Origin of the sequence: Photobacterium japonica, from assembly GCF_050337005.1 — a bacterium.
In the GTDB taxonomy this organism is placed as follows: Bacteria; Pseudomonadota; Gammaproteobacteria; order Enterobacterales; family Vibrionaceae; genus Photobacterium; species Photobacterium japonica.
In genome coordinates this window covers 36340-60320 of record NZ_JAKJSN010000012.1, presented here as the reverse complement: position 1 = coordinate 60320, position 23981 = coordinate 36340, and the positions used below count along the sequence as shown (strand labels likewise).

The 23981-nt window shown below is 51.2% G+C and carries 25 protein-coding genes; 12 read left to right on the top strand and 13 right to left on the bottom strand.

Features of this window, described 5'->3' with window-relative positions; translation table 11 throughout:
- Positions 1-117: 117 nt before the first annotated feature.
- Entirely contained in the window at positions 118-432 is a 315-nt protein-coding gene (bolA, locus tag L4C36_RS04620; RefSeq protein ID WP_428476619.1) for a transcriptional regulator BolA, read from the bottom strand.
- 197 nt (positions 433-629) lie between these two features.
- On the opposite strand from bolA, the gene L4C36_RS04615 reads away from it, so the two are divergent.
- The 9 genes from L4C36_RS04615 (at position 630) to yajL (ending at position 9004) form a co-directional block, all read left to right on the top strand.
- Positions 630-1760, top strand: a complete 1131-nt coding sequence (locus L4C36_RS04615; protein ID WP_428476618.1) for a methyltransferase — start codon at positions 630-632, stop codon at positions 1758-1760.
- Positions 1761-1823: 63 nt separating this feature from the next.
- A complete protein-coding gene (locus L4C36_RS04610; protein WP_428476617.1) occupies positions 1824-2393 on the top strand; it encodes a YajG family lipoprotein in 570 nt (189 codons plus the stop codon).
- Complete coding sequence (locus L4C36_RS04605) at positions 2394-2939, top strand: peptidylprolyl isomerase (protein ID WP_428476616.1); 546 nt, start codon at positions 2394-2396, stop codon at positions 2937-2939.
- A 49-nt stretch (positions 2940-2988) separates the two neighbouring features.
- Positions 2989-3351, top strand: coding sequence for a hypothetical protein (locus L4C36_RS04600; RefSeq protein ID WP_428476615.1), 363 nt, complete (start codon positions 2989-2991; stop codon positions 3349-3351).
- Between the two features lie 229 nt (positions 3352-3580).
- Positions 3581-4954: an AmpG family muropeptide MFS transporter gene (locus tag L4C36_RS04595; protein WP_428476614.1), complete on the top strand. Its 1374-nt coding sequence runs from the start codon at positions 3581-3583 to the stop codon at positions 4952-4954.
- Between the two features lie 371 nt (positions 4955-5325).
- Positions 5326-6084 carry an outer membrane protein OmpK gene (locus tag L4C36_RS04590; protein WP_428476613.1) on the top strand — a complete coding sequence of 253 codons (759 nt, stop codon included), beginning with the start codon at positions 5326-5328 and terminating at the stop codon, positions 6082-6084.
- 384 nt (positions 6085-6468) lie between these two features.
- Complete coding sequence (locus L4C36_RS04585; protein ID WP_428476612.1) at positions 6469-7293, top strand: nucleoside-specific channel-forming Tsx family protein; 825 nt, start codon at positions 6469-6471, stop codon at positions 7291-7293.
- A gap of 192 nt (positions 7294-7485) precedes the next feature.
- A complete protein-coding gene (panE, locus tag L4C36_RS04580) occupies positions 7486-8388 on the top strand; it encodes a 2-dehydropantoate 2-reductase (RefSeq protein ID WP_428476611.1) in 903 nt (300 codons plus the stop codon).
- Positions 8378-9004 carry a protein deglycase YajL gene (yajL, locus tag L4C36_RS04575; RefSeq protein WP_428476610.1) on the top strand — a complete coding sequence of 209 codons (627 nt, stop codon included), beginning with the start codon at positions 8378-8380 and terminating at the stop codon, positions 9002-9004. The genes panE and yajL overlap by 11 nt, the downstream gene beginning before the upstream one ends.
- A gap of 321 nt (positions 9005-9325) precedes the next feature.
- Here yajL and thiI read toward each other — a convergent pair whose 3' ends face one another.
- From thiI to pomA, 3 genes are all read right to left on the bottom strand, one after another.
- On the bottom strand, positions 9326-10774 hold the full coding sequence (thiI, locus tag L4C36_RS04570) for a tRNA uracil 4-sulfurtransferase ThiI (RefSeq protein ID WP_428476609.1): 1449 nt from the start codon (positions 10772-10774) through the stop codon (positions 9326-9328).
- 229 nt (positions 10775-11003) lie between these two features.
- Positions 11004-11918 carry a flagellar motor protein MotB gene (locus L4C36_RS04565; RefSeq protein WP_428476608.1) on the bottom strand — a complete coding sequence of 305 codons (915 nt, stop codon included), beginning with the start codon at positions 11916-11918 and terminating at the stop codon, positions 11004-11006.
- An 8-nt stretch (positions 11919-11926) separates the two neighbouring features.
- Entirely contained in the window at positions 11927-12688 is a 762-nt protein-coding gene (gene pomA, locus L4C36_RS04560; RefSeq protein WP_428476607.1) for a flagellar motor protein PomA, read from the bottom strand.
- Positions 12689-13026: 338 nt separating this feature from the next.
- On the opposite strand from pomA, the gene xseB reads away from it, so the two are divergent.
- The 3 genes from xseB to dxs are packed head-to-tail and all read left to right on the top strand — an operon-like array spanning position 13027 to position 16075.
- A complete protein-coding gene (xseB, locus tag L4C36_RS04555; protein WP_428476606.1) occupies positions 13027-13269 on the top strand; it encodes an exodeoxyribonuclease VII small subunit in 243 nt (80 codons plus the stop codon).
- Positions 13262-14164 carry a (2E,6E)-farnesyl diphosphate synthase gene (ispA, locus tag L4C36_RS04550; protein ID WP_428476605.1) on the top strand — a complete coding sequence of 301 codons (903 nt, stop codon included), beginning with the start codon at positions 13262-13264 and terminating at the stop codon, positions 14162-14164. Before xseB ends, ispA begins: the two co-directional genes overlap by 8 nt.
- Before the next feature lie 24 nt (positions 14165-14188).
- The gene (gene dxs / locus L4C36_RS04545) at positions 14189-16075 is read left to right on the top strand and encodes a 1-deoxy-D-xylulose-5-phosphate synthase (RefSeq protein WP_428476604.1); all 1887 of its coding nucleotides are present in this window, start codon (positions 14189-14191) and stop codon (positions 16073-16075) included.
- Positions 16076-16142: 67 nt separating this feature from the next.
- On the opposite strand, the gene pgpA is transcribed toward dxs, so the two are convergent.
- The 9 genes from pgpA to glyA form a co-directional block, all read right to left on the bottom strand.
- Entirely contained in the window at positions 16143-16628 is a 486-nt protein-coding gene (gene pgpA, locus L4C36_RS04540; RefSeq protein WP_428476603.1) for a phosphatidylglycerophosphatase A, read from the bottom strand.
- 3 nt (positions 16629-16631) lie between these two features.
- Complete coding sequence (thiL, locus tag L4C36_RS04535; RefSeq protein WP_428476602.1) at positions 16632-17606, bottom strand: thiamine-phosphate kinase; 975 nt, start codon at positions 17604-17606, stop codon at positions 16632-16634.
- A gap of 74 nt (positions 17607-17680) precedes the next feature.
- Positions 17681-18151 carry a transcription antitermination factor NusB gene (gene nusB / locus L4C36_RS04530; RefSeq protein ID WP_428476601.1) on the bottom strand — a complete coding sequence of 157 codons (471 nt, stop codon included), beginning with the start codon at positions 18149-18151 and terminating at the stop codon, positions 17681-17683.
- Complete coding sequence (gene ribH, locus L4C36_RS04525) at positions 18151-18621, bottom strand: 6,7-dimethyl-8-ribityllumazine synthase (protein WP_428476600.1); 471 nt, start codon at positions 18619-18621, stop codon at positions 18151-18153. Before ribH ends, nusB begins: the two co-directional genes overlap by 1 nt.
- 168 nt (positions 18622-18789) lie before the next feature.
- On the bottom strand, positions 18790-19893 hold the full coding sequence (ribBA, locus tag L4C36_RS04520; protein ID WP_428476599.1) for a bifunctional 3,4-dihydroxy-2-butanone-4-phosphate synthase/GTP cyclohydrolase II: 1104 nt from the start codon (positions 19891-19893) through the stop codon (positions 18790-18792).
- A gap of 36 nt (positions 19894-19929) precedes the next feature.
- Positions 19930-20586 carry a riboflavin synthase gene (locus L4C36_RS04515; RefSeq protein WP_428476598.1) on the bottom strand — a complete coding sequence of 219 codons (657 nt, stop codon included), beginning with the start codon at positions 20584-20586 and terminating at the stop codon, positions 19930-19932.
- 8 nt (positions 20587-20594) lie between these two features.
- Positions 20595-21740 (bottom strand): bifunctional diaminohydroxyphosphoribosylaminopyrimidine deaminase/5-amino-6-(5-phosphoribosylamino)uracil reductase RibD, encoded by a 1146-nt coding sequence (ribD, locus tag L4C36_RS04510; protein WP_428476597.1) that lies wholly within the window; start codon positions 21738-21740, stop codon positions 20595-20597.
- A 51-nt stretch (positions 21741-21791) separates the two neighbouring features.
- Complete coding sequence (gene nrdR / locus L4C36_RS04505) at positions 21792-22241, bottom strand: transcriptional regulator NrdR (RefSeq protein ID WP_428476596.1); 450 nt, start codon at positions 22239-22241, stop codon at positions 21792-21794.
- Positions 22242-22445: 204 nt separating this feature from the next.
- On the bottom strand, positions 22446-23696 hold the full coding sequence (gene glyA, locus L4C36_RS04500) for a serine hydroxymethyltransferase (RefSeq protein WP_428476595.1): 1251 nt from the start codon (positions 23694-23696) through the stop codon (positions 22446-22448).
- Positions 23697-23981 lie beyond the last annotated feature (285 nt).

Genomic DNA, 23981 nt, shown 5'->3' with positions numbered 1-23981 from the left:
TGTACAAAATTCAGCCAGCCAATATTGCCGCTAATCTCAAACTTCAGATCAAAAAAACCGCCTTAGTGGCGGTTTTTTATAGAAAGAGGCGCCGAGCCTTAGGCTAGGTCAGTAGCATTACCCCAAATGAAAGCCACCCTTACAGTTGGGTGACGTAGGCGCGTTTTCTTGCTGCGCCAGCCATTCATCTGGCGTATAAGTATGAATAGCCAGCGCATGAATGTCATTGGCCAACTCTTGTGCCAACGCCGTATTCACCGCACGGTGGCGCGCCAACAAACGCTGACCGGCAAAGTCCGTGGTCACAATCACCACTTTAAAATGGCTTTCCGACCCTTCAGGTACATTATGCATATAACTTTCGTTCACCACTGCCAAATGCTGGGGGGTAAACGCATGCTGTAGTTTCTCTTCAATGCGCTGTTGAATCATGACTTTCTCCGAAGGCGTTAATAATACGGTTTGGCCTGTCTGTCAGGCTCTGTTTTGGGTGCCTACCTGATAGATATCCCCTCCAGCATGGCATCTTAAGCGGATTTAACACGCTAGGGTTTAAATATAGGTTTGCAGTGCAGGCAGGTTTTGCGAAAATACCTATAACGAGTAAACATACCGCAAAGAACCCTTTAATGAAACCAGAGCTAACCCTGCATGGGCGCACGCTGACGTTACAGCGTTATCCCGTAAGGCAAAATGAAACCCTGCAAGCATGGGATGCGGCAGATGAGTACCTCATCAACACGGTAGAAGCCGCCCCACAAGACCTGGATCCGGCGCGTCCGATCCTGATCCTTAACGACGGTTTCGGTGCCTTAAGCTGCTGGTTCGCTCAGCATGGCAACGTCACGCTAGTCACGGACTCTTTCATTGCCAAGCAAGCGTGTCTCGCGAACCTGCAAGACAATGCATTGCCGGCCGTGAACGTGATCGATGATCTGTCTGCATTGCCAAGTAACCCACAGTTGGTGCTGATCAAGCTCCCAAAAAACAACCGCCTTTTGACGTGGCAACTGCACCGGTTATGTCAGGCTTTGCCTGCTGACTGTACGGTGATTGCCGCCGCCAAAGCCAAAGACATTCACAGCTCAACCTTGAAGCTGTTTGAAAAACACTTGGGCGAAACGAAGACGTCATTGGCCGTCAAGAAAGCCCGTCTGATCTTTTGTCAGCCTAATGCCGATCTCGCGAAGCCCCTGCCTGAACCGCTGCAGTGGACGGTGCCTGAGCACGGGATCAGCCTACTGAATCACGCCAATGTGTTTTCAGGGGAAAGTCTGGATATCGGCGCGCGCCTGCTGCTTGAACATATTCCGGTACGTCCTGACCTGCAGGACATTATCGATTTGGGCTGCGGTAACGGCGTGATTGGGATCAAAGCTGCCCAATTGAACCCGCAAGCCAATGTCTTGTGTGTGGATGAAAGCTTCATGGCCGTGGCATCGTGCTTGCAAAATGCCTGCGCCAACCTCGCCAACCCGGCGCAACTGCGTGCCGTCGCCAATAACTGTTTGGATGACATGCCTGCGCACAGTGCCGATCTGGTGCTATGTAATCCGCCTTTCCACCAGCAAAACACCATTACGGATCACATCGCATGGCAGATGTTCTGCGATGCAAAACAGACCCTACGTCCGAAAGGACAGCTCGTCGTGATCGGTAATCGCCACCTAGGTTACGGTGAAAAACTCAAACGTCTGTTTGGTAACGTCACTGTCATTGCACAAAATAATAAATTTGTCATTTATCAGGCAGATAAGTAACTTAATAACGTATATCCGGTCGTCATTAAACGGCGACCGACTTTTTTCTTAAGGATAAAACACATGAAGAAGCTTCTGCTTGCCGCCTCTGTACTTGCACTGACTGCCTGTTCAGCCCCTTCTGAACCGCAATTGACGCTGACACCACAGCCTGTGATCGCCAGCCAGCCCGTTGTACAAGGTAAAGCGTTGTCACTGGAAAGCCGCGATCTGCGTACGGCACAATTTATTGCCGTTGTTGATAGTGGTCGTGAAAACGTCCAGCCCCTACACAGCACGCAGAACCTCCGTATCACACTGGAAGAAGCCCTGTCTCGTCAGCTAACCGCACAGGGTTACACGCTAACCGCAGACAGCCAAGGCACCCTACGTTTGGATGTGCTTGAAGCCATGGTAAGCGTAAAACACAGCGTGATGAGCCACGATCTGAACAGCAAATTGCAGCTACAGTTGGTGGTTGAAACCCCAACCGGTAAATTCATCAAGCGTTACTCAGGTAAATCTGAGCGTACTGGCGCCATGAGTGCATCGGTAGAAGACATGGAATTGGCGATGAATAATCTGATCACCGCAGTATTGAAAGATATCTACGCCGACCAAGAGTTGAATACATACATGCAGGAGAACCTATAAATGCCACGTTTTATTGCCGCGCTACTGCTTTGCATGGCTTTGCCCGTCAGTGCTGCCACGCAAGTACAAGTCACCACTAACCTTGGGGACTTCGTGATCCAACTGGATGAAGCAAAAGCCCCGACATCCAGCGACAACTTTTTGAAATACGTGAAAGATGGCAGCTACGTCGGCACCATTTTCCACCGCGTGATCCCTGGGTTTATGGCCCAAGGCGGCGGCTTTGATGCTGACATGAAAAAGCGTCCGACGTATGCGCCGATCAAAAACGAGTCTGCCAATGGCCTGCCAAATGATCGTGCAACGGTCGCGATGGCACGCACGCAGGACCCGCACTCTGCGACACGTCAGTTCTACATCAACTATGAAAACAACAGCTTCCTGAATGCACGCGGTAGCCAACCGGGCTATGCGGTATTTGGTAGCGTGGTCAAAGGCTTTTCTGTGATCGAGAAAATGGCTGAAATTCCAACCACACGCGCTATGGGTATGAAAGATGTTCCACAACAGCCTATAGTTATTGAAGCGATGAAGATTATTAAATAGTAGGCATAGATAAGGTCACCGACGCCTCATCTATGAGCAGGTGACCTTTATGCTTGAACTTGTCGTCTCCAACCGTGAACCCCCTTCCCATCGCATTCAGCAACACATTGCTGATCATGCCCCAGAAATCGCGCTCAGTGCCTTGGGGGCCATTACCGGTCACGTGCCGTATTCCGCCCTCAAAAACACAATCACAGACCACTTATTTACCTGGTGGCGTTTATCGGTACCTGCCGGCCCCACGCAAGACAGCTACGAGTCCACCTATTGGTACCTGATCCACCTGTTAGAATCGCTCGAAGAACACGAGTTGCTGGGTAATCACTTTGTCCAGTTCAAGGTCAGTACAGCGGCACACTTCTTGTTAGGCCTGGGTGATCGCCCAGAAAAAACCCAAGGGATCCGCCCGTAATCGCTGAACAACTGGCCAGCATCGCAAGAATCCTGTCAGGTTTCATTCTCTCGGGTGCTTTTGCTGTCTTTTTCCCACAAAACTCGGTAGCGTGCACATAGCCCCCAAGCGCCCCCGGCTCTCTGACAACTTCCCTACTTTGTCTCGACCTTGTCTCGCATTTCCGTGTCGCGGTCACTTGGGTATAATTCCACCCTATTTTCGACACGCGAACTTATCTGAGGGACACATGGCGCACTCTATCGACAACACACAAGGCTGGCGGGTCTATCTGGAAAAAAAAGTCCTGATCATGCTGGCATTGGGCTTTTCTTCCGGTTTGCCCATTTTACTTGTGTTCGGCACCCTCTCTTTTTGGCTCCGTGAAGCAGGCGTCAGCCGCACTGATATCGGATTTTTCAGTTGGGTCGCGTTAGCCTACGGGTTTAAATGGATCTGGTCACCCTTGATTGACCGCTTTCCCGTCCCTCTTCTCTCCGCTTTACTTGGCCGTCGCCGCGGCTGGATGGTCTTTTCACAAATAATGATCATCGGTTCATTGATTGGCATGGCCGTCAGTAACCCGCAGGGTGATTTAGTACAACTGGCTATTTTCGCCCTCATTGTGGCCTTCTCTTCCGCCTCGCAAGACATCGTTATCGATGCTTACCGTATTGAATCAGCGACAGAAAAACTGCAAGCCGCGTTAGCCGCCGCGTACATGACCGGTTACCGTCTTGCGATGATCATGGCGGGTGCGGGCGCTTTGGCGTTTGCCGCATGGTTTGGATCCAACAGCGAGTACGATCCAGCAGGCTGGCAGTATGCCTATTTCATCATGGCTGGCTTTATGCTGATAGGTCTCATCACGGCACTGTGCATCCATGAACCGACCATCGACAGCGCTGCGATCGATAAAATCGAAAACGACTACAAACAACAGTTACTGGACCGCGGCTATGCCCCAAAATGGGCTCGCTTAGCGGCATGGGCGTACACCGCCGCGGTCATGCCCTTCTTAGACTTCTTCTCCCGCTACGGCAAACAGGCGCTGCTCATTCTGGCATTGATCAGCTGCTATCGCATATCCGATGTGGTGATGGGGGTGATGGCCAATGCGTTTTATGTCGATATGGGCTTTAGCAAAACGGAAGTCGCATCGGTATCAAAAGTATATGGCGTGATCATGACGTTACTGGGTGCTGGGCTGGGTGGGATCTTGGTGAGTAAATACAACACCCTGCGCATATTAGCGCTGGGCGCGGTATTGGCGGCGTGCACCAACTTGGCGTTCATGTTGTTTAGCTACATTGGCAACAGCCTGCCAATGCTGACCGTCGTGATTTCACTGGATAACCTCAGTGCGGGGATTGCTACCGCGGCCTTTATCACCTTTATGTCCAGCCTGACCAATGTGGCGTTCTCAGCGACCCAGTACGCACTCTTTAGCTCAATCATGCTGCTGTTCCCCAAATTTATCGCGGGTTTCTCTGGCCTGTATGTGGATATGTTTGGCTACAATATTTTCTTCCTCAGCACTGCACTGATCGGTTTGCCGGTACTGGCGTTGATTTATATTCTCAACCAACAGCAGGTTGATCACCCGACCTCAACCAAACCGTAGAATCCTCCACTTCTTTGTGTTTTTCGCCAAAATAGGCGAAAAACACATGTTTACCCGCTACGCTGTTGATAATTCATACTACAAATCAATTTAACCCCGCCACGGGATACTCATAGGGGATATTTTAAGCCCCCCTTAGATGCGCGTGTTCACACTTAGTTCAGAAAATCCACGATAAAACGCATAAAAAATACGCTTTTGATCACTTCGTCACTAAAATGTAATCGATTACACGGGATCAAGATCACATCTAGCAAAGGATTGCGCAAACGTTACATTCACAAGCGTGACATAAAACAATAGAATCACCGCCAACAGAACACGGGAGCCCATAATCCCGGTCATAAAACACAATTAGCGAGAGTTCACCCATGCGTAAATCACTAGTAGCACTAAGCGTACTTGCAGCGGCAGCAGCACTTCCTGCACAAGCTGAATACCTATACGGTTTTGGTAACGTATATACCGATTACCTAACTTGGACTAATGGTACGCAAGGCTACAACGGTCTTGATGTAAGCGAAGATCGTGATGACCACATCACCTTAGGTGTTGAAGGTGGCGCAGGCTTCTCATGGGGTGAAATTTACGGTTTCTACGAATACGAAAAAATCAACAAAGGTTCAAGTGAGCGTAGCCAAGCCATTAAAGGCTCTATGCACTACAAACTGGTTGGTGATTTCACGGCATACGGTCAAATTTACGATTACTCAGAAAGTGGTAACGGCGTAGATATGTCTGAACAAAACCGTGTTCTAGGCTTCGGTTACACCGGTCTAGTCAGCGAAAACGGTTGGTTCAAACCATGGATCGGTGTTCATGACCTAAGCTCTGGCAACTCTGAAGCAGCAGGTCTAAACGGTGGTATGTTCGGTTGGAGCGCTGGCTACAACTTCGAAATTGCAGGCCAACCATTCATGGTGACCAACTGGAACGAAGTTGAATTTGCACGTAACGATGCATACAGTGAAATGCAGAACGGTTCTACCGGTCTAAACGGTGGTGTTGGCCTTTGGTACGACATTACTGAAACGGTGTACGCTGGTGTTCAATACCGTTACTTTGCTAACAAGCTAGGTGTTGATGGCTACGGCGACGCTGTTATCTTCCGTCTAGGTGCTCACCTTTAATCAGTGAGCCGACGTAAAAAAAGCACCTACGGGTGCTTTTTTTTGTCCATCCACTTTCCCCCCACACACGCACCCTCTCAAAAATAAGATGCTAATTATTTTCGAGACGCCTTCGCTTTACCCTTATTTTCACAGCAATTTTTTCCTTCCTGTCGCACTCCTAGAAACAATACTTTGCCCCATCACTAAGACACCGCACCAACAACAAGTCCTTCCGCTACATTTATTACTTATAAAGAAGGCGCTTTTTGACGCCCTTTATTCACCGCTTCTATTCCGAGGACTTCTCTGCCAATGAGAAGCCACAGCCTGCACTTATACTAACTTCAGCAGCCATCGGAAAAGGAAGAAAAAGCAATGGCAAATGGTTAGCGAGACGACATAATGAAAAAACTGACAACCTTTACGATCTGCTCCGCTTTGGCCTATTCAGGTGCCAGTTTCGCCGTCGACTATTCCGACGATATCCATAAAAACGATTATAAATGGCTGCAATTTAACTTGATGTACGCACTGGAAGAGCTGCCTCGTTCACCGGATGCGCACTCTGGGCATGACTACCTTGAAATGGAGTTTGGTGGTCGCTCTGGGATCTTCGATCTTTACGGTTACGTCGATGTGTTTGATTTAACCGACCACGATGCCAGTGACAAAAATGACCGTGCAAAAATCTTCATGAAGTTTGCCCCCCGCGTCTCACTGGATGCGTTAACCAAAAAAGATCTGTCGATTGGCCCGATCCAAGAATGGTATATCGCCACCCTGTTTAACTGGGATGGGGGTTACAACAAAAACAGCGACTTTCCCCCGGTAAACAACTCGTTCTGGGGGATCGGTTCCGATGTGCAAGTCCCTTGGTTTGGTAAAGTTGGGGTCAACCTGTACGGTCTGTATGACATTAATAACAAAGACTGGAACGGCTACCAACTATCGACTAACTGGTTTAAACCATTTTACAACTTCTCTAATGGCAGCTTTATTGCTTACCAAGGTTACGTCGATTACCAATTTGGCGCCGATAGCACCTTTAAAGGCAATACCCAAGCGCACAATGGCGGGGTTATGTTCAATGGCTTTTACTGGCATTCTGATCGTTACTCGCTCGGGTACGGCTTCAAGCTCTATCATGATGTGTATTTGATCCGTGATACCAATGATTTTGAATCGACAGGGATCAGCCACTATTTCTCGGCCACGTATAAATTCTGATCACCCTATCACTTGCCTGACAGCGTAACACGGGCGTATCTTGCTACTCGGTACCCGTGGATGACGAGGGAGTCCCGCTCCCTCCTACTGCCTACTGCCTACTGCCTACTGCCTACTGCCTACTGCCTACTGCCCAAGTGATCGTGTTATGATCCCTGCTAATCAATCTTGTTCAGCAAGGAAGCATCACTCGTGGAAATCACTATTGTTGGCGCCGGTGCCATTGGCTTGCTCTGGGGCACGCATCTCTCCCCTTTTCATCACGTCCATTATTGGACCCGAGATAATGCCTCATCGCTGACCATTGACGCCCAGCGGTTTGAGTCGGCACATACTCACCCCATCCGTTTTGCCGCCAATCAACCGGACCGCATTTTGCAGGCTGACTGCGTGTTAGTCACCGTCAAGGCGTTTCAGGTTGAACAGGCGCTGCAGACCGTCGTGCCGCATCTCTCGCCTAAAACGCCAGTGATCATCATGCACAATGGCATGGGCACCCATGATGCGGTAAAAGCCCTGCTGCCTGAGCAACCGTTGTTGTACGCCACCACCGCGCAAGCTGCATTTCGAGCGCACCGTCACCATGTACAACATACCGGCCATGGTGCCACCTGGTTGGGCGCAATCAATCCGCAAGGCGAAGCCCACCACGCACTGGCAGAACACTTACATCGCGCCTTAACGCCGTGTCAGTGGCACCCTAACATTCTGCAACCCTTGTGGCAGAAACTGGCGATTAACTGCGCCATTAATCCACTGACGGCAATCCACCAATGCCGAAACGGGGCACTGGCACAACCGGCTTTTGATACGGTGCTCACGCACGTCTGTCAGGAAGTGGCAGCCGTGATGTGTGCAGAGGGGCTCCCAACCGATGCTACCGCCTTACGCGAGCAAGTCGACGGGGTGATTCATGCTACTGCCATGAATTTTTCGTCGATGCATCAAGATGTTTCCCACCACCGCACGACCGAAATCGACTATATTACCGGGTATCTCCTTGCCCGCGCCAAGGCACACCACCTTGCAGCGCCTGCCAATACGCAGCTGTGGCAACAGGTCAAACAATTGGAGCAACACAACCATGACGCATGACATCTCCCCTTCCTCGACCATAAAAGTGGCCGTTTGTATCGCCCCAGGCAGTGAAGAGATGGAAGCCATTAACACCATCGACATTTTGCTACGGGCAGGCTTTGACGTCACCGTGGCGAGCGTCGCCTCTGACGGCGCACTGATCATGGCCGGATCCCGCGGGATCAAACTGGTCGCCGATGTACCGCTGGTGAATGTGGCCGATGAGCCGTTTGATTGCGTGGTCTTACCGGGCGGTCTTGCCGGCTCTGAATGTTTCCGCGACAGCCCATTGTTGGTGGAATTTGTGAACCAACATAAGCACGACGGAAAACTGGTTGCCGCAATCTGCGCCGCCCCAGCAGTGGTATTGGAGCACCATGGCATGTATCCAGACGCGATCATGACTGCCCACCCTGCCTTCCATGATCAGATCCCGGCCCATCGCCTGCGCACCAAGCGTGTGGTTTTTGACGTGAACAGTAACCTACTGACCAGTCAGGGGCCGGGCACATCACAAGAGTTTGCGTTGGCAATCATCATTCAGTTGGCAGGTAAACAAAAAGCGGTCGACGTGGCGGAACCGATGGTGGTGTGGCCGAATATGCATTTTGTGATGAGAGACGAGCAGAAGTAGAAGGCAAGTGTCGAGTTTGTAAGGGACGAGTATCGAGTCTCACTGCGTTTCGAGGAAGAGCGAGTGAAAAGCGAAAAATAGTGCAGGGTTCTGCAGTTCTGCGCTTACTTCTTCTACTCGGAACTCATCACTCATCCCTGCACTATTTCCATAAGGCCTCAGATCCATCGCACCGCTTTTTACTTTCCGCTCTTACTCGGATCTCGTCCCTCGGCGCGAAGCATAACTCGATACGCGTCCCTGCTTTTCTCGCCCCTAAAACACAAAAACGAGCGCCTAGGCGCTCGTTTTTTATTGGCAATCAACGGATTGTCTACGGCCTTATGGACGGTACACTTTCACGTTTTTGAAGCCATTTTCTGTCAGGTATAGCGCCTGAAGACGGCTCATCACACCACGGTCACAGTACAGTAGGTACGTTTTATCTTGTGGCAGATCACCAAATTGAGTCGCTAGCTTGTAGAATGGCAGGTGCTTCACTTCCACATTCTCTAGCGTCAATGGGCTTTCGTCTTCTTCATCCGGGCTACGGATATCCAGCACAATCGCACCGACTTCGATCTGATCAACCAGTTCGATTTCAGGGGCTTTTTCTTGGCTCTCTTTTTCGATGTCACGAATATCCATCACACGGGCCTCAGCAACCACACGCTCAAGAATAGTGAAATCGAATTTGGCTTCTTCCACTTCCAATTTCGCTTTCACCGCTTTCACGGTTGGGCTCTTTGAAATTACGCCACAGAACTCTGGCATGGTTTTCGCGAATTCTTCCGTGCCGATGTCACGGGCCACGTTGATGATGTCTTCTTTATCCCAGTTGATCAGCGGACGCAAGATCAGAGAGTCGGTCACACCGTCGATGTGGCGCAGGTTCGTTAGTGTCTGGCTAGACACCTGACCCAATGCTTCACCCGTTATCAATGCTTGAATACCGAAACGCTCTGCAACCATGCCAGCTGCACGCATGAACATACGCTTAAGTACAACGCCCATCTGGCCGTCATCAATGTTTTCAAGGATCTGACCCACAACTGGATCGAAATCAATCGCGATAAATTTCACTTTGGCAGAAGAACCGTACTTCTTCCATAGAAAATGTGAGACTTGCTTCACGCCAATCTCGTGCGCAGGGCCACCCAAGTTGAAGAAACAGTAATGCACTTTACTGCCACGTTTGATGTGCAGGTAGCTTGATACGCCGGAGTCAAAACCGCCAGAGATCAAGCTCAATACGTCTTCCTGCGTCCCTAGCGGGAAGCCACCTAAACCTTTATGGCGCGCCAATACGTGGTTTAGCTCATTGTGAGAGACTTCAACACGCACGGTAACGTCTGGATTTTTCAACTTAACCGATGCCGATGCCACCGCCTGATTCAAGCCGCCGCCCACATAGCGCTCTAGCTCAATAGAGGTGAAATCATGTTTACCCACACGCTTTGCACGCACACAGAAGGTTTTACCTTCTAGCATCTCGCGAACACGCGGCAACGTCTGCTCGTAAATATCATGCAGATCGGTAAATTCCGTTTGCACAACTTCCAGCACATGGTGAATACCCGGCGTTTGCGTCAGTACCGCTAGCACTTGCTCACGCAGGCTATCATCGCTGGATGAAACCTCAATGTAGGTACGGCGGTTGATCACCGCGACTGACTCAGACAAACGCTGGACGATAATGCGAATGTTGGAATCCAAAATTTTGATAAAACGCTTTTTAACCGAGTCGCTTTTTACAAAAATTTCAGGATGGGGTTTAACAATAAATTTCATAACACGCTTCGCTTTACTGGGCCAAACACTACATACATGAGATCAATAAGACCACATGAGATCAAAGGCGCAAATTATACAGCAAGCCGGCAGTCGCTGAAACAAGGATATACCGTGCGGTGACGTTAACCGTCATGATTACCTATAGTGTAGGCACTATTTTTCACCCGTAACAAAAAAGCCAGCCGAGAATGTCAGGCTGGCTTTAAGCGGTCATCACCGACAAGCATCAAGGTTGTGTACTGGTGATCGGCGGTGAGTAACGCGGCTCACCCTGCATGATCGAGATTTCAACCCGTCGGTTTTCTCTGCGCTCTGCGGCGGTGCGGTTACCATTCAACGGTTGAGTGTCGGCCAAGCCCACCACACGTAAACGGTGGTGATCAAACCCTTTCACCTTTTCCATTTCCTGCGCAACTGACACGGCACGCTGAGCGGATAGATCCCAATTTGAGCGGTACAGTTCCGAATCCAACTTCTGGTTATCGGTATGGCCACTAACGCGAATCGTACCCGGCACGTCTTTTACCAAGTTAGCGACTTGCTGCACCAGCGGTCGGAACTTCGGCTGCAAAAACGCCGATCCCGCAGGAAACGCCCCTTGCTCTTTAATACGGATCACCAATTGCTGACCCAGATCTTCTAGCTCCACCGCCCCCTCGGCCACTTCGTTTTCAAGGGCTTTGCGCAAAATGTCCATCATTTGCTGCTGGGCTTGGCGCATTTCTGCTTCCGTATTCTGGTTCTGCTCCGTCGCAATATCCGCACTCTGCCCACCGGTCAACTTTCCGGCATCACGCCGCGTGCCGCCTGCCCGTTCCGAATCCCCTTCGTGGAAATCCAGCGTGCGCTGCGTCATGTCGATGGTTTGCTGCATGATCACCTCAATCGGGGTCGGCTCTGGCCGTCCCGGACGAAACTCTTGTGCGATCACACTGGTGCCCTTCGGAATGTCTTTCACTTCCAGCATGTTTTGTACCCCGAAGGCGTACTTCATCGATCCCGCGATCTGCTTGAACTTCAGCACATCCATTTCCGAAAACGACAACAGCAGTACGAAGAAACACATCAGCAACGTCATCAAATCAGAAAACGTCGCCATCCATGCAGGCAGACCGGGCGGTGGACACTTATGTTCTTCCATCAGACACCCTACTCGTCAATGTTGACGGTACGTTTCTTTTCATTGAGGTAGTTTTTCAGGTAGCCATCGATCACTCGCGGGTTTTGCCCGTCTTGGATCGCCAGCACCCCATCCAAAATCAACCGACGATTCAGTTTTTCTTCGTCTTTACGTAGCCCCAATTTGGCCGCTATCGGCAACAACAGCATGTTCGCCATCACCGCACCGTACAGCGTCGTCAGCAAGGCCACCGCCATCGCCGGTCCGATCGATTTCGGATCGTCCATATTGGACAGCATCGCCACCAATCCCACCAAAGTACCGATCATGCCCATCGCGGGCGCCACTTCGGCCAACGCTTTGAAAATACTGATCCCTTGTTCATGGCGATCATTGGTCAAGCCGATGTCTTTTTCCAACGTCGCACGCACAACGGCGGCATCGTGACCATCTACCAACAAATCGACCCCTTTGCGCAAGAAGGAGTTCTCTACGTCCATTTCTTCTAGCGCTAAAAAGCCCCCTTTACGGGCCGCATCGGCCATTTCGACAATCTTTGCGATCAGGTCTTCCGGGTTATCGTTTTTAAAAATAAACGCTTTGGCGGCAATCTTTGCTGCACCCAAAAATTGACCAAAATTGTATTGCATTAAGGCAACAAACATCGAGCCACAACACACGATCAGGATTGACTGGGTATCAACAAACATGCCCAAGCTGCCACCGAGTACCATTGCCATGATGACAAAAGCAAACGAGCCAATTAATCCTATAAGGGTCGCCAAATCCACTTGATAGTCTCCGATTTGTTACATTAATTTGCGAGTGAGTTTACAGTCGCGCATTGTATCTGGGTGTTCGCCCCTTTCATAGCCACGCAACTGAAAGCGAGAGCATGATTCACCGTTCACACGACAGCACAGGGACTTTCTGCCCTTTTTTCCACGCTATCGCTCGGTTCACCCTCCGCGTCAATAAGATATCTATCGGCACCGTGTGGGTTTGGTTTAGCTTTCTGGCACGAAAAGATGAAAATTACTGTCTGTCACACAGATTACTGTGAGATAATTTGACCCTGTTTCCGCTCTACGCTATTTTTTCGAGCAAAATTAAAGAAGCGACCCCCATTATGGCAGCCAAAAAACCTGAAAATATGGCTTTTGAAGCCGCACTTGATGAACTTGACAGCATCGTGCATGAGCTTGAATCCGGTGACATTCCTCTAGAAGAGGCGCTGAAGAAATTTGAGCGCGGGATTGCATTAGCCCGAAATAGCCAACTCAAGCTGACTCAAGCCGAACAACGCGTTGAAATCTTGCTGCAGGCGGATGACCATGCGCCTTTAACAGAGTTTGATAGCAGTAATGAATAACATGCCTTCTCTGTCGCAGTCCCTGCTTGACTACCAATGCCGCAGTAACGACCAACTTGGCCAATGGATGGCTGCACAGCCATTCCCTGATCAGTCACTGATCCACGCCATGAAACACGGTACTTTGCTGGGTGGCAAACGCGCCCGTCCTTTTTTGACCTATGTGACCGGTGAAATGCTCGGTGCTTCCCGTGAAGCACTCGATACCCCTGCTGCGGCAGTGGAGTGTATCCATGCCTATTCACTGATCCATGACGATCTACCGGCGATGGACGACGATAACTTACGTCGCGGTCAACCGACATGCCATATCGCTTTTGATGAAGCGACTGCTATCCTTGCTGGGGATGCCCTACAAACACTGGCCTTTGAAATTTTAGCCAGCGGTCCGCTTAGCCAAGACGGGGAAAGCCAACGCATCGCCATGATCAAAGAATTGGCGGCGGCGTCAGGTGCGCGTGGCATGTGTATGGGACAAGCATTGGATCTGGACGCAGAAGGCAAACAGGTCGATCTCTCGCAATTAGAAACGATCCACCGACATAAAACCGGTGCCCTGATCCGCTGTGCGGTTCGCCTAGGTGCACTGGCCGCCGGCGAGAAAGGCGTGGCCGTATTACCACAGCTGGACGAATACGCCGATGCGATAGGGTTGGCGTTTCAAGTCCAAGACGATATTCTTGACGTAATAAGTGATACACAGACCCTGGGTAAACCACAGGGGTCGGATATCGAGCTGGAAAAAAGTACCTATCCTGCTCTTCTCGGGTTGGATGGCGCTCAGGCAAAAGCACAGCAACTGTATCAGCAAGCGCTGCGCGCACTTGAAGCGATACCTTACAATACCGAACAATTAGCCGTTTTTGCCCGATACGTCATCGAGCGCAATAACTAATAACAGTAAAGCGCCGTGAATGTTATGACATTGGATATATCTAAATACCCTCATCTGGCTCTGGCTAACACTCCAGATGAACTGCGTCTCCTGCCGGTAGATAGCCTGCCTGCAGTGTGCGAAGAATTACGCACGTACTTACTTAAGTCAGTCAGCCAGAGCAGCGGGCATTTTGCCTCCGGCCTCGGCGCAGTCGAACTGACAGTTGCCTTGCATTATGTGTACAACACCCCGTTTGATCACTTGATTTGGGATGTCGGCCATCAGGCCTACCCACACAAGATCTTAACGGGCCGTCGCGACAAAATGGGGACGATTCGCCAAAAAGGCGGCGTGCACCCGTTCCCGTGGCGTGAAGAAAGTGAATACGATGTGCTGTCGGTTGGCCACTCTTCCACCTCTATCAGTGCTGGTCTCGGCATGGCGATCGCCGCCGACAAAGAAGATCAGGGGCGTAAAGTGGTGAGCGTGATCGGTGACGGTGCGATCACCGCGGGCATGGCATTTGAAGCCATGAACCATGCCGGTGATATTCACCCGGACATGTTAGTGATCCTGAACGACAACGAGATGTCGATCTCGGAAAACGTCGGGGCACTGAACAACCACTTGGCACGTCTGCTTTCTGGCAACCTGTATACCACTATCCGAGAAGGCGGCAAGAAAGTGCTGTCTGGCGCGCCGCCGATCAAAGAATTGGTGAAGCGTGCGGAAGAACACCTGAAAGGCATGGTCGTCCCTGGCACCATGTTTGAAGAGCTAGGCTTTAATTACATCGGCCCGGTAGACGGTCACGACGTGGTCGAGTTGGTAAAAACCATCAAGAACATGCGTAACATGAAAGGCCCGCAATTCCTGCATATCATGACCAAGAAAGGGAAAGGGTATGCCCCAGCGGAAGCGGATCCGATCAACTACCATGCGGTACCGAAATTCGATTTAGCGCAAAATCCGATCCCAAAAGCCAAGAGCCAACCGACGTTCTCCAATGTCTTTGGCAATTGGTTGTGTGACATGGCCGAGCAAGACGACAAATTGATGGCGATCACGCCCGCGATGCGTGAAGGTTCTGGCATGGTCGGCTTCTCGAAAGCGTATCCGGATCAGTACTTTGATGTCGCGATTGCAGAGCAACACGCGGTCACACTGGCGACAGGTATGGCGATTGGCGGTTATCACCCTGTGGTGGCGATTTACTCGACCTTCCTGCAGCGCGGTTACGATCAATTGATCCACGATGTCGCGATCATGGATTTGCCCGTGATGTTTGCCATCGACCGTGGCGGCTTAGTGGGTGCAGACGGACAAACCCACCAAGGAGCGTTCGATCTGAGCTTCATGCGCTGTATCCCGAACATGGTGATCATGACGCCGAGCGATGAAAATGAATGTCGCCAGATGCTGTACACCGGCCACCTGCATCAAGGGCCAAGTGCAGTACGCTACCCGCGTGGCAGCGGTACCGGGGTTACACCAACCACCGAGATGACGGCCCTGCCAATCGGTAAAGGGATCATTCGCCGTGAAAGCCAGATCAACACAGACGGCGATACACCGCGTGTTGCTATCCTTGGCTTTGGCACTCTGCTGAACTACGCACTTGACGCCGCAGAACCGCTGGATGCTACCGTGGCAGACATGCGTTTTGTGAAACCGCTGGATGAAGCGTTGATTCTGGCACTGGCAGCCACCCACGATGTGCTGGTCACCGTGGAAGAAAATGCCATTGCAGGCGGCGCAGGCAGCGGTGTGAATGAGTTCTTGATGAAGAAGAAAGTGCTCAAGCCGGTATTGAATCTGGGCTTGCCGGATCGCTTTGTCGAGCAAGGCACACAGGCCGAACTGCATGCGATGCTAGAGATTGATGCGGCAGGTATTGAGAAGCAAATTCGTCAGTACCTGGCTGAATAAGCCGGTGATCCAAGCATAAAAAAACCGCGCACTGCGCGGTTTTTTATTATCGTCAATTTGTCGAGCGTTACCAGCCGAACCAGTAACCGACACCCCACAGCGCGATCATCGCCATCAGGCCAGCCAGAATATCATCGACCATGATGCCAAAACCGCCATGAACGTGTTTGTCCAACCAACTGATCGGCCAGGGTTTTACCATGTCAAAGAAGCGGAACAGCACAAAGCCAGCCAATACCCATTGCCACGACACAACAGGCGCAATCGCCATGGTGATCCAAAAGCCGACAAACTCATCCCACACGATACTGCCGTGATCATGCACGCCCATGTCGTCTGAGGTTTTCTGGCAAATACGAATACCGACAATGGCCGATACCACAATGATCAGCAAGTACAGCACAAACGGTAACTGCACAATCAACAGGTAAAACGGGATCGAGGCCAATGTGCCCATGGTGCCCGGCACGACCGGTGACAGACCACTACCAAATCCGGTCGCCAGCAGGTGCCACGGATTTTTCAGATTGATGTTTGCTTTTGGGTTATCCACGATTTACTCCGCAAAATGATCATAGCCCTGCAACTGCCAATCAACGGCTTTGCCGGCTTTCAATAACGTCACGCCCGCGCCTGGACGCAATTGCCCCACACACGTCGCCTTCACGCCGCAATGTGCTAAAGCGGTCTCCAACGCCCCACGGTTCCCTTCCGGTACGGTGAAGCACAGTTCATATTCTTCCCCGCTGGTCAGCGCCAACTGACACGCGGTATCCGCATCCGGGGCAAAGCGACGCAACTCCTCCGACAGCGGCAGTGTCTCAACATTCAACACGGCTGCCACGCCAGATCGTTTTAAAATATGCCCTAGATCAGACACTAAACCGTCAGAAATGTCGAGGGCGGCAGAGGCTATACCGCGCAATGCCTGTCCGGCCAGAATACGGGGTTGAGCGCAGTAATGGCGTTCCACCAGCACATCCGCCAATTGCGGATCGTCAACTGTGGTCTGACCCAGAATTAACGCCAACCCGGCAGCACTGTCACCCAAGGTGCCCGTCACATAGATCCAATCACCGGACTGCGCACCGCTGCGGGTTAACGCTTTCCCGTGCGGCACAAACCCGTGTACCGTCAGGGTCAGGCTTAACGGGCCTTTGGTCGTGTCACCGCCAATCAGCTGCACGTTATAGTATTCCGCCAAGGCGAAAAAGCCCTGACAAAAACCGGCCAACCACACTTCATCCGGCTCTGGCATTGTCAGTGCTAACGACACCCAAGCGGGCGTTGCGCCCATGGCTGCTAAGTCACTCAAATTGGAAGCCAATGCCTTATGAGCGACCCGTACTGGATCGGCCTCCGCTAAGAAATGGGTCCCAGCGACTAACGAATCGGTACTCACCGCCAGCTGGCTGCCCACAGGCACCTCCAGCACGGCGCAGTCATCACCGATCGCCAACGCCACATCCTTGCGGTTCACCGCTTGATGCGCAAAATAGCGCGCAATAAGATCAAATTCGTTGGTGGCCATATGCTTCTATTGTATGGAGAGAAAATCAAGACAGAAAAAAGGCCAGCAATGCTGGCCTTGACAATATTTCGTGATTACTTCTTTTTACGAAGTGTTGGCGCTGCTTTGTCCAGCACACCATTGACAAACTTGTGGCTGTCTTCAGCACCGAAGATTTTCGCAAGTTCGATAGCTTCGTTGATTACCACTTTGTAAGGTACGTCATCACGCTTTAGCATTTCGTACATCGCAAGGCGAAGTAGTGCTAGCTCCATCTGATCCAGATCTTGTAGTGGACGCGACAAGTATGGACGCATTTTGCTGTCCAATTCCTGATGGTTCAGTACAACACCTGTTAGCAGGTCGCGGAAGTAGGCAACATCTGTATGCGGTGCGGCAAGCGCAGGCGCATCGGCCTTAAACTCTTCTTCTTCAAAGTTATCACCAGACAAGAAGTGCATCTCAATGTCTGCAACATTGTCTTTGGTGATTTGCCAAGAATAAATAGCTTGTACAGCAAACTGACGTGCATTACGACGTGCGGCTGGTTTCACAGTAACCCCCATTAGGATTCGATTTGGGACAGTACATTAACCATTTCAAGCGCGCTTAGTGCAGCCTCTGCCCCTTTATTACCAGCCTTGGTACCGGCGCGCTCAATGGCTTGTTCGATAGAATCTACAGTCAGAACGCCAAATGCTACTGGAGTGTTGTACTCAAGAGCAATTTGCGCCAGACCTTTGTTACACTCACCGGCAACATAATCAAAATGCGGTGTACCGCCACGGATCACAGAGCCAAGCGCAACGATAGCATCATAGCGATCGCTTTTAGCAACTTGCTGCGCAACAAGCGGAAGCTCGTAAGCACCAGGACAACGTACAACAGTGATGTTGTCATCACTCACTTGACCCTGGCGTTTCAGAGCATCTAGCGCGCCGGCTAGCAGACTTTCATTAATAAAGCTGTTAAAGCGTGCAATTACGATAGCAATTTTTGCGTTTGGTGCCGCGATGGCGCCTTCAATTACCTTCATGGGCCTTCCTGTGACTATGTCTTTTCCGGTATGAGAACCGCGGGAGTCTACCACAGTTTACGCATGATACCAACGCGCATCTTTGATGGGTTTTCCCCACCTTTTTTCTCATTTCGGCGATAAAAGAATGGGGACGTTAAGCGCGTATTTCTACGCGCATTTAACACCTTACTGACAAATGTATTCAACCACTTCCAAGCCGAAACCTGACAGTGAGTGATAACGTTGATTACTGGATGACAACAGGCGCATTTTCGACACGCCTAAATCCGCCAAGATCTGCGAGCCCACACCCACTTGGCGGGACTGATCTTTCACGTTCACTTTCACCATTGGCTTACCGTCGGTTTTCGCCACCAACTGGCGCACTTTGGTCAGTACTGCGTCTTGGCTTTCCGCTTTACTTAGCACCACCAGCACCCCACCTTCGCTGGCAATGCGTTGCATCGCCGCAGGCAGTGTCCACTGTGACGCACCAGAATGCAGGATGTCTTTGAACGTGTCCTGCAAGTGTACGCGCACCAAGGTGCCTTCGCTGTCGGTGGTCGACGGCTTGCTCAATGCATAGTGGATTTGGTTATCGATGGTGTCACGGTAGGTGATCATATCAAACTCACCAAACTCGGTCGGTAACACGCACTGTGCTACACGTTCGATGGTGGTTTCATGGTTGTTACGGTATTCAATCAAGTCGGCAATCGTGCCTAACTTCAGACCGTGTTGCTCTGCGAACACTTCCAGATCCGGACGACGCGCCATAGTGCCGTCTTCATTTAAGATCTCGACAATCACACTCGATGGCTCTAGACCCGCCAAGCGTGCAATGTCACAACCGGCTTCGGTATGACCCGCACGGGTCAATACGCCCCCTTCTTGTGCCATCAACGGGAAGATATGACCCGGCATCACGATATCTGCCGCTGTTGCATTAGCCGCCACAGCCGCTTGAACGGTACGGGCGCGATCGCCTGCCGAAATCCCGGTGGTCACCCCTTCTGCCGCTTCAATCGAGACGGTGAAGTTAGTGCTGAACTGCTCAGTGTTATCTTGCACCATCAGCGGCAAATTAAGCTGCTTACAACGCGCCTGCGTCAAGGTAAGGCAGATTAAGCCACGGCCATGTTTGGCCATAAAGTTGATCGCTTCTGGGGTGATCTTATCGGCGGCAATGATCAGGTCACCTTCGTTTTCCCGATCTTCGTCATCCATCAAAATCACCATTTTGCCTTGGCGGATGTCTTCAATGATGTCCTTTGCGCTGCTTAATGCCATAACACAACCTTCTCTATAACTGGTTCTCTGAGTCCATTAACCTAGGAAGCCGCTTCGTGCCAGCATATCCATAGTCAGTTCTGATTTTTTCTCGGCCGCCTTGTCACCTAACATTAAACGTTCAAGGTAACGGGCGATCACGTCCACTTCCAGATTCACCTTACGGCCCGGCGTGAACGAGTCCATGGTGGTTTCCAATGCCGTGTGCGGCACGATCGTGAGTTTGAACTCATCCCCTCGCAAGGCATTGACTGTCAGGCTGATCCCGTCAATCGACACCGAGCCTTTTTCGGAAATATAACGGGCAAGGTGCGCAGGCGCCTTCACCCAAAATTCTATGGCACGGCCAGTATGCGTACGCTCGATGATCTCAGCGATTTCATCCACATGACCTGACACCATGTGACCACCAAAACGGGTCGTCGGCAACATGGCTTTTTCTAAATTGACTTTCTGCCCCGCCTTATACTGCGTAAAGGCAGTACGATGTAAGGTTTCCAGTGACAAATCGGCCACGTAGCCCGTGCCCGTCAATGCCACGACCGTTAAACACACACCGTTCGTCGCAATACTGTCACCCAGTTTTACATCACTGAGATCCAATTTACCGGCATCCACAGTCACCGAAATGTCTTGCCCTTTCGGGGTCAATGCGGTGATGGTGCCGACAGCTTCAATAATGCCAGTAAACATGTTCTACCTTACTCTTGTTCGTTTGCTTTCATGATGGCTTTCACGCGAGCGGTGATACGGATATCCGGCCCAACCATACGTACATCGGTGATCGTCAGCTCAGGGACATCGGCCATGTCAGTCAAGCCCTCCAGCGCGAGTAACCCTCTGCTGTCGCTGCCCATCAACTTCGGCGCTTGGTACAAAATCAGTTCATCCACCAACCCTGCCGCCAACAGACCACCGGCTAATGCGGCGCCCGCTTCGACCCACACATGGTTAATCTCTTGAGCGGCCAAGGTGTCCATCAAGGCGGCTAAATCCACCTGTTGGGTTACCGGATCCAACGCCACCTCAACCTGCTGGACACTGTCAGGCCACGTTTTTGTATCGGCTTTCGCACGTGCCAGCAGGGTGTTCCCCGGCAAGCTGATCAAACGGTGCGCAGGGGTAACGCGGTTTTGGCTATCAATAATCACCCGTACCGGTTGACGCAAATGGGCTTCCGGATACTGTTGCTGCACCGTCTCACCCAAGTCAGTCCAGCGCACGTTCAAAGACGGGTCATCCGCCAGTACCGTGGCACTGGTGGATAAAATCGCGTCCGCTTGGGCACGGTAACGTTGCACATCCGCACGCGCTGGCGCACTGGTGATCCACTGGCTTTTGCCATTGGCTAACGCCGTACGACCATCCAAACTGGCGGCCAATTTTAGCTGCACAAACGGACGTCCTGTTTTCATGCGGGTGATAAAACCGGGATTAAGCGCCATGGCATCAGCCTCAAGTAAACCCACTTGAACCTCAATGCCCGCTTGCTGCAAGATGGCCACACCACGTCCTGCCACTTTCGGGTTGGGATCGACCATGGCACATACCACGCGTCCCACACCGGCTTTCACCAAGGCTTCCGCACACGGTGGTGTGCGGCCGTAATGGGAACAAGGTTCAAGGGTCACGTAAGCCGTCGCACCGCGAGCGCGCTCACCGGCGGCACGCAAAGCAAAGACTTCCGCGTGCGGTTGACCCGCTTGATAATGATAGCCTTCACCCACAATATTCTCACCGTGTGCAATGACACAGCCTACATTGGGGTTCGGCGCCGTGGTGAATTGACCGTTTTTTGCCAAAGTGATGGCGCGAAGCATCATGGCATGATCGTTGGATGAGAACATGTGACGTCGGTTTCTTTTATGGCGCACCCGGAGTCTGGCCCCGGGCGGCAATTACTTTTCCAGCTTGGCGATTTCCTCACCAAACTCACGAATATCTTCAAAGCTGCGGTATACAGACGCGAAACGAATGTAAGCGACTTTATCCAGCTCTTTTAAGGCTTCCATCACCAAGTTACCGATCATATCTGACGGCACTTCGCGCTCACCGGTTGCGCGCAAGCGTGATTTAATCGTGTTAATGGCACGTTCGATGTCATCCGTGCTCACCGGACGCTTTTCTAAAGCCCGTTGAATACCACCACGCAACTTCTCTTCGTTGAATGGGTCACGGCTTCCGTTACTCTTAATCACACGAGGCATCACCAATTCTGCACTTTCAAAGGTGGTATAGCGCTCATTGCATGCCAAACATTGACGGCGACGGCGCACTTGATGGCCATCCGCGACTAATCGGGAATCAATTACTTTGGTGTCGTTGGCACCACAAAAAGGACAATGCATCTTGCCTCCTAATTTACGTCGCCTCAGTGTAACCCATTTCATGGCGAGAGTACGCCTTTTCAGGCGATTTTTATGCCGTAAAACACCGGAAAAAGGCAGGAATAGTGGGGTGAAATGCCCCTAAATGCACACAGAGAGATAAAAAAAGGGCTTGCATAAAGCAAGCCCTAACAAAGGGGGAAATGTTTCTATTTATTCGTGTAATTACGCGTAAACCGGCAGGCGCTTACAAATGTCCAACACCTTGGCTTTGGTCGCAGCAATCACTTCTGGGTTATCACTGTTATCCAGCACATCACACATCCAACCCGCCAATTGCTTGGCATCGTCGGCGGTAAAACCACGACGTGTGATAGACGGCGTACCCACACGGATACCCGATGTCACAAACGGGCTACGTGGATCATTCGGCACACTGTTCTTGTTCACGGTAATGTTGGCGGCACCCAAGGCAGCATCCGCTTCTTTACCGGTAATGCCTTTGTCGATCAGATCAACCAAGAACAAGTGGTTTTCGGTACTGCCAGAGACAATCTTGTAACCGCGCTCAAGGAATTCACCTACCATCACTTTGGCGTTTTCAACAACGCGCGCTTGGTATTCTGCAAATTCAGGCTCCATGGCTTCTTTAAACGCCACCGCTTTGGCTGCAATCACGTGCATCAACGGGCCGCCCTGACCACCAGGGAAAACCGCTGAGTTCAGTTTCTTGTACAGCTCTTCACCTTCGTTAGACAGGATCAAACCACCGCGAGGGCCTGCCAAGGTTTTGTGCGTTGTCGTTGTTACCACGTGCGCGTGTGGTACTGGCGTTGGGTAGACACCCGCCGCAATCAGACCAGCGACGTGCGCCATATCAACAAAGAAGTAAGCACCGACTTTGTCTGCGATTTCACGCATGCGTTTCCAATCAACGATTTGCGAGTACGCAGAGAAACCGCCGATGATCATTTTGGGCTTGTGCTCAAGCGCCAGCGCTTCAACTTCTGCGTAGTCAATCTGACCGGCTTCATCGATACCGTAAGGAATGATGTTGTACAGTTTGCCTGAGAAGTTGACTGGCGAACCGTGCGTCAAGTGACCGCCGTGTGCCAGGCTCATGCCCAGTACCGTATCACCGGCATTCAACAAGGCCATGTAAACTGCGTTGTTCGCCTGAGAACCAGAGTGTGGCTGTACGTTTGCGTACTCAGCACCAAAAAGCTGGCAAGCACGATCAATCGCTAGCTGCTCGGCTTTATCAACGAACTCACAGCCGCCATAATAACGCTTGCCCGGGTAACCTTCTGCGTACTTATTAGTTAGCTGAGAACCCTGCGCTTCCATGACACGTGGGCTGGTGTAGTTTTCAGAAGCAATCAACTCGATGTGTTCTTCCTGACGGGCCGTTTCTTCCTGGATAGCTGCAAACAGCTCAGCGTCATAATCGGCAATATTCATGTCGCGCTTTAGCATCTGTCTCTCCTGACTCAGATTGTTTTCAAACCTTGTGTCGCTGGGTCGTGATAAACACGTCATGCCGACAATCTAGGTGGTAAACACACTTTTTTGGCAAAAAACGAAAAACCGCCAAGCTAGGCGCCACGGAGACGCAAACGTTTTCGTCATGTCTGTATATAACGCTGTATTTTACAGAAATTGATCTAAATCAGGTAGCCCTAATGTGACTTTTTATTGGCATTTATTTCAACTTGAGGATGAATTGTTTTCATCTTGTGCGTTTTTTCACTTCCGCGTTTA

Bases quoted from the DNA above. Each gene is read 5' to 3' on its own strand.
- bolA (WP_428476619.1), bottom strand. From the start codon at position 432: ATGATTCAACAGCGCATTGAAGAGAAACTACAGCATGCGTTTACCCCC.
- L4C36_RS04615 (WP_428476618.1), top strand. From the start codon at position 630: ATGAAACCAGAGCTAACCCTGCATGGGCGCACGCTGACGTTACAGCGT.
- L4C36_RS04610 (WP_428476617.1), top strand. From the start codon at position 1,824: ATGAAGAAGCTTCTGCTTGCCGCCTCTGTACTTGCACTGACTGCCTGT.
- L4C36_RS04605 (WP_428476616.1), top strand. From the start codon at position 2,394: ATGCCACGTTTTATTGCCGCGCTACTGCTTTGCATGGCTTTGCCCGTC.
- L4C36_RS04600 (WP_428476615.1), top strand. From the start codon at position 2,989: ATGCTTGAACTTGTCGTCTCCAACCGTGAACCCCCTTCCCATCGCATT.
- L4C36_RS04595 (WP_428476614.1), top strand. From the start codon at position 3,581: ATGGCGCACTCTATCGACAACACACAAGGCTGGCGGGTCTATCTGGAA.
- L4C36_RS04590 (WP_428476613.1), top strand. From the start codon at position 5,326: ATGCGTAAATCACTAGTAGCACTAAGCGTACTTGCAGCGGCAGCAGCA.
- L4C36_RS04585 (WP_428476612.1), top strand. From the start codon at position 6,469: ATGAAAAAACTGACAACCTTTACGATCTGCTCCGCTTTGGCCTATTCA.
- yajL (WP_428476610.1), top strand. From the start codon at position 8,378: ATGACGCATGACATCTCCCCTTCCTCGACCATAAAAGTGGCCGTTTGT.
- thiI (WP_428476609.1), bottom strand. From the start codon at position 10,774: ATGAAATTTATTGTTAAACCCCATCCTGAAATTTTTGTAAAAAGCGAC.
- L4C36_RS04565 (WP_428476608.1), bottom strand. From the start codon at position 11,918: ATGGAAGAACATAAGTGTCCACCGCCCGGTCTGCCTGCATGGATGGCG.
- xseB (WP_428476606.1), top strand. From the start codon at position 13,027: ATGGCAGCCAAAAAACCTGAAAATATGGCTTTTGAAGCCGCACTTGAT.
- ispA (WP_428476605.1), top strand. From the start codon at position 13,262: ATGAATAACATGCCTTCTCTGTCGCAGTCCCTGCTTGACTACCAATGC.
- dxs (WP_428476604.1), top strand. From the start codon at position 14,189: ATGACATTGGATATATCTAAATACCCTCATCTGGCTCTGGCTAACACT.
- thiL (WP_428476602.1), bottom strand. From the start codon at position 17,606: ATGGCCACCAACGAATTTGATCTTATTGCGCGCTATTTTGCGCATCAA.
- nusB (WP_428476601.1), bottom strand. From the start codon at position 18,151: ATGGGGGTTACTGTGAAACCAGCCGCACGTCGTAATGCACGTCAGTTT.
- ribH (WP_428476600.1), bottom strand. From the start codon at position 18,621: ATGAAGGTAATTGAAGGCGCCATCGCGGCACCAAACGCAAAAATTGCT.
- ribBA (WP_428476599.1), bottom strand. From the start codon at position 19,893: ATGGCATTAAGCAGCGCAAAGGACATCATTGAAGACATCCGCCAAGGC.
- L4C36_RS04515 (WP_428476598.1), bottom strand. From the start codon at position 20,586: ATGTTTACTGGCATTATTGAAGCTGTCGGCACCATCACCGCATTGACC.
- ribD (WP_428476597.1), bottom strand. From the start codon at position 21,740: ATGTTCTCATCCAACGATCATGCCATGATGCTTCGCGCCATCACTTTG.
- nrdR (WP_428476596.1), bottom strand. From the start codon at position 22,241: ATGCATTGTCCTTTTTGTGGTGCCAACGACACCAAAGTAATTGATTCC.
- glyA (WP_428476595.1), bottom strand. From the start codon at position 23,696: ATGCTAAAGCGCGACATGAATATTGCCGATTATGACGCTGAGCTGTTT.